Annotated in this window: 14 protein-coding genes and 2 pseudogenes; 8 read left to right on the top strand and 8 right to left on the bottom strand. The window is 69.3% G+C overall.

Annotated elements, in window-relative coordinates; all coding sequences use genetic code 11:
* Positions 1-75: 75 nt before the first annotated feature.
* Positions 76-795: an SDR family NAD(P)-dependent oxidoreductase gene (locus IG88_RS0105625; protein ID WP_031035634.1), complete on the bottom strand. Its 720-nt coding sequence runs from the start codon at positions 793-795 to the stop codon at positions 76-78.
* 19 nt (positions 796-814) lie between these two features.
* Positions 815-1,522 (bottom strand): hypothetical protein, encoded by a 708-nt coding sequence (locus IG88_RS0105620; protein ID WP_031035631.1) that lies wholly within the window; start codon positions 1,520-1,522, stop codon positions 815-817.
* 120 nt (positions 1,523-1,642) lie between these two features.
* Here IG88_RS0105620 and IG88_RS0105615 point away from each other — a divergent pair, with 120 nt between their 5' ends.
* The gene (locus tag IG88_RS0105615; RefSeq protein WP_031035629.1) at positions 1,643-2,236 is read left to right on the top strand and encodes a TetR/AcrR family transcriptional regulator; all 594 of its coding nucleotides are present in this window, start codon (positions 1,643-1,645) and stop codon (positions 2,234-2,236) included.
* 156 nt (positions 2,237-2,392) lie between these two features.
* Here IG88_RS0105615 and IG88_RS43245 read toward each other — a convergent pair whose 3' ends face one another.
* Together IG88_RS43245 and IG88_RS0105605 are read right to left on the bottom strand one after the other, a co-directional pair.
* Positions 2,393-2,563, bottom strand: a complete 171-nt coding sequence (locus tag IG88_RS43245) for a hypothetical protein (protein WP_158853781.1) — start codon at positions 2,561-2,563, stop codon at positions 2,393-2,395.
* 888 nt (positions 2,564-3,451) lie between these two features.
* Complete coding sequence (locus IG88_RS0105605; RefSeq protein WP_037835379.1) at positions 3,452-4,342, bottom strand: helix-turn-helix transcriptional regulator; 891 nt, start codon at positions 4,340-4,342, stop codon at positions 3,452-3,454.
* Positions 4,343-4,564: 222 nt separating this feature from the next.
* Here IG88_RS0105605 and IG88_RS0105600 point away from each other — a divergent pair, with 222 nt between their 5' ends.
* The 5 genes and pseudogenes from IG88_RS0105600 to IG88_RS40870 all read left to right on the top strand — a co-directional run bounded on the left by IG88_RS0105600 (position 4,565) and on the right by IG88_RS40870 (position 7,993).
* A complete protein-coding gene (locus IG88_RS0105600; RefSeq protein ID WP_031035626.1) occupies positions 4,565-4,888 on the top strand; it encodes a carboxymuconolactone decarboxylase family protein in 324 nt (107 codons plus the stop codon).
* 32 nt (positions 4,889-4,920) lie between these two features.
* Positions 4,921-5,322 carry a cupin domain-containing protein gene (locus tag IG88_RS0105595; protein ID WP_031035624.1) on the top strand — a complete coding sequence of 134 codons (402 nt, stop codon included), beginning with the start codon at positions 4,921-4,923 and terminating at the stop codon, positions 5,320-5,322.
* A 33-nt stretch (positions 5,323-5,355) separates the two neighbouring features.
* Complete coding sequence (locus IG88_RS0105590) at positions 5,356-6,378, top strand: zinc-dependent alcohol dehydrogenase family protein (protein ID WP_031035622.1); 1,023 nt, start codon at positions 5,356-5,358, stop codon at positions 6,376-6,378.
* A gap of 254 nt (positions 6,379-6,632) precedes the next feature.
* Positions 6,633-7,671: pseudogene (locus tag IG88_RS38365) on the top strand (aldo/keto reductase).
* 115 nt (positions 7,672-7,786) lie between these two features.
* Positions 7,787-7,993, top strand: coding sequence for a hypothetical protein (locus tag IG88_RS40870; protein WP_078861408.1), 207 nt, complete (start codon positions 7,787-7,789; stop codon positions 7,991-7,993).
* Here the strand turns inward: IG88_RS40870 and IG88_RS0105580 are convergent.
* The 4 genes from IG88_RS0105580 to IG88_RS0105565 form a co-directional block, all read right to left on the bottom strand.
* The gene (locus IG88_RS0105580) at positions 7,943-9,826 is read right to left on the bottom strand and encodes an FAD-dependent monooxygenase (protein WP_031035620.1); all 1,884 of its coding nucleotides are present in this window, start codon (positions 9,824-9,826) and stop codon (positions 7,943-7,945) included. The genes IG88_RS40870 and IG88_RS0105580 overlap by 51 nt on opposite strands.
* A 7-nt stretch (positions 9,827-9,833) precedes the next feature.
* On the bottom strand, positions 9,834-10,580 hold the full coding sequence (locus IG88_RS0105575) for a class II aldolase/adducin family protein (protein WP_051851770.1): 747 nt from the start codon (positions 10,578-10,580) through the stop codon (positions 9,834-9,836).
* Positions 10,581-10,650: 70 nt separating this feature from the next.
* Positions 10,651-10,935 (bottom strand): Dabb family protein, encoded by a 285-nt coding sequence (locus IG88_RS0105570; RefSeq protein ID WP_051851769.1) that lies wholly within the window; start codon positions 10,933-10,935, stop codon positions 10,651-10,653.
* A gap of 11 nt (positions 10,936-10,946) precedes the next feature.
* Positions 10,947-11,939, bottom strand: coding sequence for an aldehyde dehydrogenase family protein (locus tag IG88_RS0105565; RefSeq protein ID WP_199807420.1), 993 nt, complete (start codon positions 11,937-11,939; stop codon positions 10,947-10,949).
* Positions 11,940-12,061: 122 nt separating this feature from the next.
* Between IG88_RS0105565 and IG88_RS44110 the strand changes: the two are divergent.
* Together IG88_RS44110 and IG88_RS43240 are read left to right on the top strand one after the other, a co-directional pair.
* A pseudogene (locus IG88_RS44110) lies at positions 12,062-12,295 on the top strand (hypothetical protein); the annotation flags it as partial.
* 321 nt (positions 12,296-12,616) lie between these two features.
* Positions 12,617-13,369, top strand: coding sequence for a hypothetical protein (locus IG88_RS43240; protein WP_031035614.1), 753 nt, complete (start codon positions 12,617-12,619; stop codon positions 13,367-13,369).
* The last annotated feature ends 7 nt before the right edge of the window (positions 13,370-13,376 follow it).

The following is a 13,376-nucleotide window of genomic DNA, read 5'->3' as shown; positions in this document are numbered from 1 at the left end:
CAATACAACTAGGCGACACGGCGCTTGAAACCAGTACTCCAGGTCGGAACCGCGGTAGGGCAAACCGAGGTCCGGTCAGAGCGCAGACCGGCCTCCGTCGGCGGCGACGACCGCCCCGGTGGTAAAGCTGGCCCGGTTGCTTGCCAGAAAGGCGACGACCTCGGCGACCTCGGCCGGGTCGGCTACGCGGGCCATCGGCACCGTCTCACCGTATCCACCGACATCCTGACCGAGTGATGCGACCGCCTTCGCCGAGCGCATCGGCCCCGGTGAGACGGCGTTGACGCGGACGTTGCCAGCGGCGAACTCTACGGCCCAGGCCCGTGTCAGGGATTCCAACGCGGCCTTGGACGCGCCGTAGACGGCCATGGCGGGCATGCCGATGCCGGAGGCGGTGGAGGAGATGTTGACGATGCTGCCGCCTCCGTTCGCGGCCATGCGTGGTGCCACGGCGGTGGTCAGTGCGAACGGTGCGCGCACGTTGACGGCGAACGCGTCGTCGAAGGCGGAAAGGTCCTGGGTGTCGCCAAGCAGGACGGCGGCGTTGTTGACTAGGACGTCGACGTCTCCGGCCTCCTCGGCAAGTCTCCGCACGTCCTCGCTGTCGCTGAGGTCGGCCGGCAGGAACCGGGCCTTGGTACCGAGATCCTCGACGACCTGGGCGCCGCGCTGCGGGTCGCGTCCGGTGACCGTTACATAGGCACCGCCGGAGGCGAGGATCCGCGCCACCGCGTGCCCCAGCCCGCCGAGCGCCCCTGCTCCGGTTACCAGCGCGTTCCTTTTCGCGAAAGTCATGTGCGCGGCCTTTGCCGAGTCAGCGGGTGGCGGCGGCCGCGTTGCGGATCCAGCTGCGGAATTCGATCGACAGGTGCTCGCAGTGGCCCTCGATCATTGAGTCCGGGGCGGCCGATGGGTAGATCACGCGCACCACCACGTCGGCGCCGGCGTCGGTGTCGCGGGCTTGGTGGAGGCAGTAGGCGAAGGGGGTGTCGTCATCCAGACTGAGCAGGGCGGTCATCAGGGTCACGGGGTAGGAGGCGTCGAGAAAGGCGGCGACCGCGTCGGGGAGTTCGCGCGCCACCGAGACCTTGAACCGGCACAGGCGGCCGTCGATCGTCTCCACCATGCCGCCGGTGTAGGTGGGCGGTTCCACGTAATGCTCGGGGTGGGCGTTGAGGAGCAGCGACTTGTCCAGGAAGCGTCCGGTGCCGGCCTGTGCGGAGAACCAGTTGGCCATGGCGGTGCCGCTGAGGCCGCGGATGGTGAACTCTGTGCGTGACTCGCGGTAGGCGCCGCCGGAGGCCGCGACGAGTTCCCTGTAATACCGGTCGCCGGCTTCGATCTGTCCGGCGAGGAGGTCCATCATCACCTGGCCGCTGGCCACGCTCTTGAGGTTTCTCAGGGCCCGGCGTGCGGCCTTGAGCTCCCACTGGTCGACCTGGGACTCGTCGACGGTGCGGCCCATGGTGTGCACATCTATCGACACCGGGGGGGCCTGCTGGGCATCGTTGCGAGTGTTCATGATGTTCTTCCTTCCGTAAGGGGGCACGGCAGCCGTGCTGGAGCGTCGGCGATGCGGCCAGGAGCACGGCAAGGGCCGTACCGCTTGCTGTGCACCGGACACCTAAAATAAGATGCAGGCATGCATCTTGCAAGTCCGGAGCCCAGACCCCGCCGCCGACGTGGCGCAGAACTGCAGGCCGCCCTCCTCGACGCCGCCTGGGAAGAACTCATGGAACGTGGCTACGCGGGCCTCTCCTTCGCCGCGGTCGCAGACCGCGCCGGCACCAGCCGTCCGGTCGTCAACCGCCACTGGCCGACCAAGGACCTCCTCGTCCGCGACGCCATCGGCCGTGTCAGCGACAGCTTCCCGCTCACCGACCCGGACACCGGGGCATTGCGCGAGGACACAATCAGCCTGCTCGAACAGCTCAACGGCGCGTTCACCATGTTTGCCGCGGCCATGACCGCACAGCTGGCCGCCTACTTCGAAGAAACGGAAACCACTCCCGCCGACCTGCGTGCGTCCCTGATCGATGAAAGGTGGACACTGATCGAGTCCGTCACGCAGCGCGCTGTCGAACGCGGAGAGATCGACGGCACAAAACTCACCCCCCGCATCACCCGACTCCCCTACGACCTGCTCCGCCACCAGGCACTCATGGACATGAAACCGATGCCTTCCCAGGACATCCAGGAAATCGTCGACACCATTTACCTCCCCCTGATCAGCTAACCAAGGGTTGTCCCACTGTGCCCTGCCCGGAGCGCAGCCGTACCTGCCCGTCGGCCCCACCGGGCGAGTTGGGCCCGGTGGCCGTCGTTCTCCAGACTTCGCGGTGTCTCATGAGACACATGGCCACCGGCATGGCGGCGCCTGGGCAGGCGCGGTTCAGCTCTGGGTGTCGCGGAGGGGGGTTGTGATGGCGAGGTTCTCGTCGAGCTTTGTGACCAGAGCGTCGGCAAGGGGCGGGGCGTATCGGGTGGCCCATTCTCCGACGGAGGCCAGGAAGGCGACGAGCTGGAGCTGTACGGAGTTCAGGAGATGGGACAGTTGGGCCAATGGCAGTTCGATGGGGAGGCCGTCCGGGTGCTCCGCATCAGGCCACAGCCGGATGGTCGTCCCGGTGCGCTCGGTGCGCGGCGCAGGGTCGTGGCCGAGCCAGGGCTCACGCCGTTCATGAGCTCCAGCCAGTCTCGCCAGTTCTCCAGGCCGAAGCAGCAGCCGGGCGGTACGGTCACTCCGGTCGAGGTCTCCCGGATCCGGATGCCGCCCGGAGCAATGACTCGGTCCATGGTCAGCACGTTCCCAGTGTCGCTCGTCAGACGGTGGCCACGCCTTGCCATTTCTGTACAGGGCCCTCGTTCTCACCTCTGCCGAGGTGCACCCGGATGAGACATCTCAAGATGTCCGGAGAACCGTCGAGCTCGACCTCGTACCACCAGTGTGGCCCGGCCGGCATCTGCGGCACCAGCTCGGCCACGCGACGTCGACAGGGAACTCCAACCCGCCAGCCTCAAACGCCGCCTGGGCCGCCCGCGCGCCGGACTACTCCAGCAGGCCCACTCGCGTGTCCGGTCGACACTTCGAGCACGCCGGAACCTGCTGACGTATCGCGTCGCGTCTCCGGTCAAGGCCCCGCTCGATCAGCCACTCCGGGGGCGGCGGTCGCCGCTCCTCGGCCTGCCGTCGCTCGGCCTCGCGACGCTCCTCGTCCGCGATCCACCGGTCTAGCTGCCGAAGGCTCGCCCGCGCCTGCTGCGCGACCACGCGGCGCGTGAACGCTGTTCGCGACCGCCAACAGCATCCTCCTGGATGTGGGGCCTTCGATTACCGAGGGGCGGTTCTCAACCACCGAGGCGGAGGCCTCAAGGCCCTGGCCGAGGATACGCGTGTGCATGGTGGTGCCTCCTGCGGTGTCGGTGATCGGGATCGGGCGGCCGGCGTGGTTCAGCGGCTGGTGGTGTGGTCTGGGTCGGCGGCTGCGGAGGCGTCCTCGGTGGCGGCCCACGCGGCCAGCAGTTGCAGTGCGTCGTGGGCCGGGGTGTGCGGGGCGGCGCTGTAAGCGGTCAGGGTCAGGCCGGGCTGTGCGGGCAATTCCATGGCGTCGAAGTCCAGGGTGATCTCACCGACAGCCGGGTGCCGGAAGGCTTTGCGACCGGTGTGGTGCAGGCGCACGTTGTGCTTGGCCCAGGCGGTGCGGAACTCGTCGCTGCGGGTGACGAGTTCACCGATCAGCCCGGTCAGGTCGGTGTCGCCGGGAGCCCGTCCGGCCTCGGTGCGCAGCAGGGAGACGGTCGTGTTCACGGACTGCTCCCAGTCGGGGAAGAAGTCACGGCCGTGCGGGTCCAGGAACTGAAAGCGGGCGACGTTGACCGGCCGCGGGGCGTCATCGGTGAACAACGGCGCGTACAGGGCGCGGCCGAGGCGGTTGACGGCGAGGATGTCCAGGCGGCCGTTGCGGATGAAGGCCGGGGAGTCGGTCATGGAGTCAAGGACACGCACCACACTGTTCGGGAGCGGGCCGCGGGTGCGTTTAGTGCGGCGTGCAGGGCGCCTGGCGACGGCGCGGGCCAGGTCGTAGAGGTGCGCGCGTTCGGCCTCATCGAGCTGCAGCGCGTTCGCGACGGCGTCGAGGACCTCCTCGGAGGCTCCGGCGAGGTGGCCGCGCTCCAGGCGGACGTAGTAGTCGACGCTGACGCCGGCGAGCATCGCGACTTCCTCGCGGCGCAGCCCGGGCACGCGCCGGTTGCCGCCGTAGGCGGGTAGTCCGGCCTCCTGCGGGGTGATCTTGGCGCGGCGGGAGGCCAGGAAGTCGCGGATGTCGCTTTCGGTACTCACGTCTTCCAGGCTAGGCGGGCGGGCGCGGACGAGGGGGGTTCTGTCAGTACCTGGAACAGCCGTACCTTCCGCCTGCGCGTGACCTGCGGTTTCCTCGATAGTGGCCGCTGCTGCGGCTCCCGGCGTCATTCCGGACGAGAGGCTTCGGGCTGCCGGGACGGGCGCCTGACTACAGAGCGGGCATGCCCGATTTCACCATTTTTGCGAGTGAAGGAGTCGTCCATGGCGAAGCAGTCCGCACCCCAGGAGCTGGCCGGCATCGCGCCCAAGCTCGTCGAGGTCACCAATGAGGTCCTCTTCGGCGACGTCTGGGAGCAGCCCGGGCTCTCCCCGCGGGATCGCAGCCTGGTCACCGTGAGCGTGCTGGCCGCGCTCTACCGCGGCGAGCAGCTCGGCTACCACCTGCGCGTGGCCTTGGAGAACGGGCTGAGCGTGGAGGAGCTGTCCGAGGCGATCACGCATCTCGCCTTCTACGCCGGCTGGCCGAATGCCATGACCGCGATCAATCTGCTCAAGCAGATCGCCGACGAGCAGGCCACCGCCTGACCGCGCGACCTGCGGCAAGGGAGCACCACCCCATGGAATTGTTGAACAAGCAGCCGACGATGAAGCTGCCCGCCGAGTGGTTCACCGGCGACGCGTGGGCCGATGTGATCTACCGCGGTGAGGAGCCCTCCCGTGCCCGCGCGAACGCGGTGCGCTTCGCTCCCGGCGCCCGGACCGCCTGGCACTCCCATGGCCTGGGCCAGACCCTCTACATCGTGGAGGGCATCGCCCTGATTCAGTCCCGCGGCGGCGAGATCCTCGAAGCCCACCCGGGCGACGTGATCTGGACCCCGCCGGGCGAGGAGCACTGGCACGGCGCCGCCCCGGAGCACTTCATGACGCACATCGCGCTGTGGGAGACCGACGAGGTCGACTGGCTCGAGCACGTCGGCGACGACGAGTACGGCGGCCCCCGAACCAGCACCCGCCGCTGATCCGAACCCGGACAACCTGTAAGGACCATCATCATGCGCGGAGCAGTTCTCTACGCTCCCGGCGACGTGCGCTTCGAGGAGCGCGCCGACCCGAAGATCATCGACCCGACCGACGCGGTCATCCGCACCGCCGCGACCTGTGTGTGCGGCTCGGACCTGTGGGACTACCGCGGCATCAACCCGGTGGAGCAGCCCACGCCGTTCGGCCACGAGTACGTCGGCATCGTCGAGGAAGTCGGCAGCGCAGTGACGGCCGTCAAGCCGGGGCAGTTCGTCATCGGCTCGTTCTTCGCCTCCGACAACACCTGCGCGAACTGCCGCAACGGCTACCAGACCAACTGCCTGCACCGCGAGTTCGTCGGCGCCGAGGGCTGCCAGGCCGAGAAGATCCGCATCCCGCTCGCGGACGGCACCCTGGTCGCCACGCCCGTCCAGCCGGCCGAGGAGGACATTCCCAGTCTGCTGGCCTGCTCCGACGTGATGGGGACCGGCTGGTACGCGGCGGTCGCCGCAGAGGTACGGCCCGGCGACACGGTCGCGGTGGTCGGCGACGGCGCGGTCGGCCTGTGCGCGGTCATCGCCGCAAAGGAGCTCGGTGCCGAGCGCATTATCGCGATGTCCCGGCACGAGGCCCGGCAGAACCTGGCCCGCGAGTTCGGGGCCACCGACATCGTCGCCGAGCGCGGCGAGGACGGCACCGCCCGCATCAAGGAGATGACCGGCGGCATCGGCGCCGACCGGGTCCTGGAATGCGTGGGCACCCCCGAGTCCATGCAGCAGGCCCTGCGCTCGACGCGGCCCGGCGGCAACGTCGGCTTCGTCGGCGTCCCCCACGGCGTGGCGGTCGACGGCGAAGAGCTGTTCCACTCCCACGTCGGCCTGCGCGGCGGCCCCGCCCCCGTCCGTGAATTCCTGCCCGACCTGATCGACCGCGTGCTCTCCGGCCGCATCAACCCGGGTAAGGTCTTCGACCTCACCCTGCCGCTCGAACAGGTCGCCGATGCCTACCGGGCCATGGACGAACGGCGCGCCATCAAGACACTCCTCAAGCCCTGACGCCCTGAGCCGGCGGTTGCACAGCACGCGGTGCGCGTCGACCGCCACCGGCCGCCTGACGCCCGAGCGCGCCAGACCCTGACGCACGCGCCCCGTTCCACGCCTGTCAGCGGCACCTGCCCGGCGCTCTGGACGGCGGGGACCTTCCGCAGACGCCGGGCACGCCCCGCCCCGCCAGGAGAGCCGTAGCGCACTGTGCTCTGTGCAGATACCCGGCGTACTGCCACACCGGATTGGAAGAACCACCCATGACCATGACGTACAACCACCTCGGCCGGACCGGTCTGAAGGTCAGCAAGCTCGGCCTGGGCACCATGAACTTCGGCTGGGTCACCGACGAGCCCACCAGCTTCGGCATCCTCGACCGGGCAGTCGAGGAAGGCATCAACTTCGTCGACACCGCCGATGTGTACGGCGGACCGCAGTCACCCGACATGGCACAGGGCTACGGGCTCTCCGAGGAGATCATCGGCCGCTGGCTGGCCCAGGACAAGGGTCGGCGCAACCGCATTGTGCTCGCGACCAAGCTCTACCAGCCCATGGGCACCGGCCCGAACGACAAGTACCTGTCGGCCTACAAGATCCGCAAGGCTGCCGAGGACAGCCTCCGGCGGCTGCGGACCGACCACATCGACCTGTACCAGATGCACCACATCGACCGCTCGACGCCGTGGGACGAGATCTGGCAGGCCATGGAGCAGCTGGTCCGCGAGGGCAAGGTCACCTACGTGGGCAGCAGCAACTTCGCCGGCTGGCACATCGCCACCGCCCAGCAGGATGGGCAGCAGCAACTTCGCCGGCTGGCACATCGCCACCGCCCAGCAGGAAGCGAGCAAGCGCAACTTCCTCGGTCTCGTCTCCGAGCAGAGCCTGTACAACCTCAACGCCCGCACCGTCGAACTCGAACTGATCCCCGCCCTGCGCCACTATGGCCTGGGCCTGATCCCGTGGAGCCCACTGGGCGGCGGCCTGCTCGGCGGTGCCCTGCAGAAGGCGAACAGCGGTCGGCGCTCGTCCCCCGAGTTCCTCGCCACGGTCGAGCAGTACCGGCCTCAGCTCGAGAAGTACGAGGCCCTGTGCGCCAACCTCGGCGACCGGCCCGCGGACGTTGCACTGGCCTGGCTGCTGCACAACCCGGCGGTCGCCACCACCATCGTCGGGCCGCGCACCCCCGAGCATCTGACCGAATCACTGCGAGCCCCGCACCTGTCGCTGTCGCCGGAGACGCTCCGTGCACTCGACGAGATCTGGCCCGGGCCCGGAGGCGAGGCCCCCGAGGCATACGCCTGGTAGCCCGGCGAACGAGGCGACCGGGTGCCGCGTCGCCGAGATCGACGTCCGGTGCTCTGGCGGCCGGTCTTACAGCTACAGCCCGCCCACCGCGGTGGGCACCATCAGGGAGGACACGATGCACCAGCGCACACTGGGGCGCGACCTGCGAGTCTCCGCCATCGGCTTCGGCGCCATGGGCATGTCCCACGGTTATGGCCCGAACCCCGGTGACCGCGACGACATGATCGCCGTGCTTCGCGGCGCCGCCGATCGAGGCCAGGAACAGCGAGCCTCACAGGCGCAGCCGCGCGAAGAACTCGGCCAGTTCATCGGTCGCCTCTAGAGGCATGACATGCGCGACATACTGATCCGGCCGCACCACGACGACGGCACCACCACGATCGATCGCGCGTGCCTCGAAGATGTCATCCTTCGGGATCGCGGCGTGGATCCTTTCCAGGTCGGCCAGGGCGTAGGGACCGACCCTCGGCTTGAAGACCTCGGGCACCTCGGAGAGTTCGATCGCGTGGTGGTCCTGTTGGTAGACGACCTTGAGGTCGAACCGGTCGTCGGGCCTCACGCCTTCCGGGAGCCCGGCGAACGGCGAGCCGGGTGACGAGGTGAGCCACTCGGCGAAAGCGGCGACCGCGGAGCCGTCGCCGCCGGGAGCCGTCCTGTCGGCGAAGACGTAGATCCTCCACCGGCCGTCCGCCGTGGCGTGGTGCCCCAGGTGGACCGGATTGGTGTCGGCCACTCGCCGCACCCTCGCGGACGCGAAGCGCTGCCCGATCGGGAAGCCCTTGGCGAGGCGCTGGTACGTCGGCCGGCCGACGATCGGCGAAGGAGGGTACTGCGTCCGGAATCCGGTGCGGAACTCCTCCGTGGCCTTGAAGTACTCGGGCAACTCCGCGGCGTCAGCGAACTCGTCGGTCTTCTTCGCCATCATCGACGACCACGCCTTGTCGAAGTCGATCAGATTCCTCGCGATGATCTTGCGTTCCGTGCCGTACGTGGTGAGGAGCGACTCCGGTGCCCGCCCGTCCAGGACGTGGCCGAGTTTCCAGCCGAGGTTGAATCCGTCCTGAAGGGAGACGTTCATTCCCTGGCCGCCCTTGGCGCTGTGCGTGTGGCAGGCGTCGCCCAGGATGAAGACGCGGGGCAGGCGCTCGCCGGTCTCCTCGGGCGGCACGTCGTCGAACTGGTCGGCGAGGCGGTGCCCGACCTCGTAGACGCTGAACCAGGCCACCTTCTTCACGTCCAGCGAGTACGGGTGCAGGATCGCCGCGGCCTTCGCGATGACGGCCTCCACCGGCGTGGCGCGCACCTTCCCCGCGTCGTCGGCGGGGACCTCGCCCAGGTCGACGTACAGGCGGAAGAGGAATCCGCCTTCGCGGGGGATGACCATCATGTTGCCGCCGCTGCTCGACTGGATGGTCGACAGGAGCCGGATGTCGGGGAAGTCGGTGTCCGCCAGGATGTCGAGGACGCCCCAGGCGTGGTTGGCGCTGTGGCCCTCGAACCGGCAGCCGATCGACTGGCGCACCCTGCTGTGCGCGCCGTCTGCCCCCACGAGGTACTTCGCGCGGACCTGGAACGTCTCCCCGGCGAACCCACCCTCGGAGTGGGCCAGTTCGACGATCACCGGGTGGTCTGACCCGGGGATGACTTGATGTCCCACGTACTCCACGCCGAAGTCCGGGCGCATCCGGCATGGCGAGTTGGCCATGAACTCGGCGAAGTAGTCGAGTACGCGCGCCTGGTTGACGAGGATGTGCGGGAACTCGCTCAGTCCCTTGGGGTCGTCGGGTGACCTGCCGGCCCGGGCGATGCGCGTGGGGTCGTCCGGGTCGGGCTGCCAGAAGGCGAACTCGGTGACGTGGTGTGCCTCGTCGGCCAGCCGGTCGGCGAAGCCGAACGCCTGGAAGGTCTCGACACTCCGCGCCTGGAGGCCGTCGGCGTGACCGGTCTGCAGGCGCCCCGCGCGGCGTTCGATGATGCGTGTGGTGATGCCCGGGAACTGGGAGAGCTGGGCCGCCGTGATCATTCCGGCCGGTCCGGTGCCCACCACGAGGACATCGACCTCGTCGGGAAGGGCGTCCGGGCGGTTCAGTCCTGTGCCGGAGGCAGGGAGCACACGGGGATCGCCGGAGACGTATCCGTGGTGATGGAACTGCATGCCGGTGTCACTCCCGCCCCGGGCCGGACGCCCGGTCCCCGGCCGGGATGTCCGGCCGCACCTGCTCGCACCAGACGTCCCACGCCCGGACGGCCTGGCCGCCGATGGTCGCGTTCGCGGCCGCCGCCTCGCCGGCGGACAGGTAGCGCGGCTTTCCGAGAGCGAGCGCCGTGGCCTGGGCATGCGCGTTGACCTCGGTGTAGACCGCCCGGTAGACGACCTCCGGCAGCGAACCGCCGACGGCGACCGAGCCATGGCCTCGCATCAGCGCGACGGGGGCGTCCCCGAGCGTCCCGGCGAGCGCGGCACCCAGCGACGAGGACGTGATGAGCAGGTCGCTGGCGTCTCCGGCGACGTCACTGATCTCGAACACCGGAGTCGACCGTCCCCCGAGGAACCCGGCCATGTGGAGGACGGGACGCAGCCCCGTGTCGACGACGCTGAACGGCACCACCGAGGGCGAGTGGCTGTGCACGACCGCCATGACGTCGGGCCGTCGGCGGTAGATCTCGGCGTGGATGAAGCGTTCGAGGTACGGCTTGCGCGGGTCGTCCGTGGCGCCGTCGAGGTCGTGCTCGAGCAGGTCGGACGCGGTCACCGAGCCCGGCGCGAGGTTCCGGGACAGCCAGAACGTGTCGGCGCCGGGGGCGGTCCGCATGCTGACGTGCCCGAAGGCGTCGAGGACGCCCTGGCGGACGAGGATGCGGTTCGCGGCGACCAGGTCCGCCGCCTGCGTCGCTGTGAGCGTGGTCATGTGGTCGGTCCTCCGGGCGGTTCGTTGCGTGCGGTCATGAAGCGCTGGGCGGTCAGGAGGTGCTGGGCGGTCAGGGGCTGAGGAACACCACGCCGGCGCGCTCGGCCATGATCGGCTGGATGAGCTCGCGCACCACCCGCTGGTGGGCCGGGTGGTCACGGAATTCGAGGTAGCCGGCCTCGTCGTCGAACTCGGTGAGCGAGGAGAACGCGAAGTTGTCGGGCCGGATCCGCAGGTCCCTGCCCATCCGCATGGACCGGATGGTGCCGATCTGGTCGCGCAGGCCCAGGAGGCCGTCGGCCATCCGCTGGATCTGTTCGTCGGTGGTGCCCTCGTGGAAACGCAGGGAGATCACATGGTGGAGCATCATCGCCCCCTGCGCGGGATGCTGACCGTCTTGGACTGGGTGAAGGAGAGGATCTCCTCAAGGCTCTCCTCCTTGCCGATCCCGGATGCCTTGACGCCGCCGAAGGGCAGTCCGGGGAAGTGGCGCGAGGAGTCGTTGATCCACACGTATCCGGCCCGCAGGTCCTCGACGAACCGGTGTGCCCGGTCGACGTCCTGGGTCCACACGCTGGCGGTCAGGCCGTAGCGGACGCCGTTCGCGATCTCGACGGCCTCGTCGTCGGTGTCGAAGGTGAGCACGGAGAGCACGGGACCGAAGATCTCTTCCTGGGCGATCGTCATGCCAGGGGTGACACCGGAGAACACGGTGGGCGCGACGAACAGGCCCTCGGGCAGATGGGCGGGGCGGCCACCGCCGGTGGCGACAACGGCGCCTTCCTCACGACCGATCTCGATGTAGCGGCTGACCCGCTCGAAGTGCTCGCGGGAGACGAGCGCGCCCATCTCGGTGGACTCCGAGACCGGCACGCCGACCTCGATCTGCTCGACGAGCTCGACCACGCGGGCCAGCACCCGGTCGGCGATCGACCGGTGCACCAGGAGCCGCGAGTTCGACCCGCAGGATTCGCCCTGCGTGGCGGTGAAGTTCATGCCGAACACGGCGCCCTGGGCCGCCGCCTCGATGCCGGCGTCGCCCAGGACCACCATGGCGTTCTTGCCGCCCAGTTCCAGGCTCACGTGCTTGACCCCGGCCCCGGCGGCGACCCGCTGGATGTCACGGCCGGTCCGCTCGCTGCCGATGAACGCGATCCGCTCGATCTCCGGGTGGGCGGCGATCGCCACGCCCGGTGCGGGGCTTGCCCCGTTGACGATGTTGACCACGCCCGGAGGCAGGACCTCCGAGATCAGCTCACCGAGCCGGATCGCCGAGAGCGGCGCCTGCGGCGGCGGCTTGAGGATGACGGCGTTGCCCGCCAACCGGACTTCGGCGTCCTGCTGGACGACAGGGGGCACGCGGACGGCGACACCGTGCCGTACGCCCGTGCTCCAGCCCCGCGTCGAGACCGAGATCGCGTTCGTGCTGGGCGAGGACGACCCGCTGCGGGCCGGCCATGTGGTGCTCTCCGGCGCGGAGTATGAACACGCGCACGGGCGCCGCCTCACACACCAAGGTCGCCGTCATCGGCTCGGGCAACATCGGATCCGACCTCGTGATCAAGGTGCTCGCGCACCGCCCAACACCTGGAGATGGGCGCCATGGTCGGCATCGACCCGGCCTTCGGCCGTATCCCGCTCAAGGCGGTGGGAACGGCCTCGCCCGTGCCGGGCGGCGGGGCGTGGCCACCACCCACGAGGGCGTGGACGGGCTGGGCGGGCGGCGGGCGGCCGACCGGTCCTCGGGCTGCGCGCGTGAGCGCACAACCCGGCTCGCACCGGGCCGGGGCACGCCTCCCCGGTGGAGTGAAGTACCCCGAGAACGCGCAGGTGAGGGAGGAATGGCCTGCCAAGATCTCCGTATGGGAGCCCCCACACTCGATCTCGCCGTCGGAGTAAGCACCTCGTCTTTGGACAGTGCGCTGAAGCAGTTGCACACCGGTCACAGGGACCTGCTGAGAGGTGAACGCAGCGAAGTCGTTTCCGGCGTCCGGTACTCCCTCGCATGGGACCTTCGCAAACCGCCGAGGATCTCCTTGGGCGCTCCCGACGCCGCGCGCTGGAAGGCGACCTGGAAGCAGGGCAGCGGCACCACACTGCCCTCCTCCGGTGTGGTCCAGTTGGTGATGCCGGAACTGTGGCTCCGGTGGGCACCGGAGGGCGGTACGCCCCGTGAGCTGAGCTGCGGCGTGGCGGTGCCCGCCTGTCTGCTGGCTGTCGACGGTGCGGTCCGGGTCGATCTGCTCGGGCTGTGGATGGAGACTCCCCCGACCGACGGCAACGACCGGACGGTCCTCAAGAGAGTCCTCGTCCCCAGGCTCCTCAAACGGGGTGGGGACCTGCTGAAGGCGCTCAGACTCCCCGCCCAGCGGTTCTTGGGCCAGCCCATGGACCTCACGCCCTCCCTGGTGGACGTCACCGACAGGTACCTGGTCGTCGCCACCGGGCCACGGCCGGACCCCGCCCCGGTCTCCGCGGTCGACTGGCCGACCGGCAAGGAAGTCTTCTGTCTGGTCGCCCCCGCGCTGGTGAAAAGGCTCGTCAACGCGGCCGCGCAGCAGGAGGCGGACAAGCACGAACCCGTCGTCGACGTCGACGAGACACTGACAGGGGTGCTCCAGGCCACGCTGCAGGCGTATTTCCGCGGACTCAAGGATCTGCGCGTCGACGCCCGGGACCCCACCCGGCTCACCGCCGGTGTGGACATCGCCTGGAAGGGCGGCGTCACCCTCTTCCCCATCGCCCGCGGCGAGGGCTGCGCGCTCGTCGAGGCCACCCAGAACATGTGACGAGGAG

The organism is Streptomyces sp. NRRL F-5650 (genome assembly GCF_000721365.1).
GTDB classification, from domain to species: domain Bacteria; phylum Actinomycetota; class Actinomycetes; order Streptomycetales; family Streptomycetaceae; genus Streptomyces; species Streptomyces ardesiacus.
Note: the sequence above shows the minus strand (reverse complement) of the source record. Positions and strands in the feature narration are given on the sequence as shown.

Excerpts from the sequence above, each read along its gene's own strand:
- IG88_RS0105625 (WP_031035634.1), bottom strand. The coding sequence starts at position 795 with ATGACTTTCGCGAAAAGGAACGCGCTGGTAACCGGAGCAGGGGCGCTC.
- IG88_RS0105600 (WP_031035626.1), top strand. The coding sequence starts at position 4,565 with ATGGCGAAGCAGTCCGCACCCCAGGAGCTGGCCGGCATCGCGCCCAAG.
- IG88_RS0105580 (WP_031035620.1), bottom strand. The coding sequence starts at position 9,826 with ATGCAGTTCCATCACCACGGATACGTCTCCGGCGATCCCCGTGTGCTC.
- IG88_RS0105595 (WP_031035624.1), top strand. The coding sequence starts at position 4,921 with ATGGAATTGTTGAACAAGCAGCCGACGATGAAGCTGCCCGCCGAGTGG.
- IG88_RS0105575 (WP_051851770.1), bottom strand. The coding sequence starts at position 10,580 with ATGACCACGCTCACAGCGACGCAGGCGGCGGACCTGGTCGCCGCGAAC.
- IG88_RS0105615 (WP_031035629.1), top strand. The coding sequence starts at position 1,643 with ATGCATCTTGCAAGTCCGGAGCCCAGACCCCGCCGCCGACGTGGCGCA.
- IG88_RS0105620 (WP_031035631.1), bottom strand. The coding sequence starts at position 1,522 with ATGAACACTCGCAACGATGCCCAGCAGGCCCCCCCGGTGTCGATAGAT.
- IG88_RS40870 (WP_078861408.1), top strand. The coding sequence starts at position 7,787 with ATGCACCAGCGCACACTGGGGCGCGACCTGCGAGTCTCCGCCATCGGC.
- IG88_RS0105590 (WP_031035622.1), top strand. The coding sequence starts at position 5,356 with ATGCGCGGAGCAGTTCTCTACGCTCCCGGCGACGTGCGCTTCGAGGAG.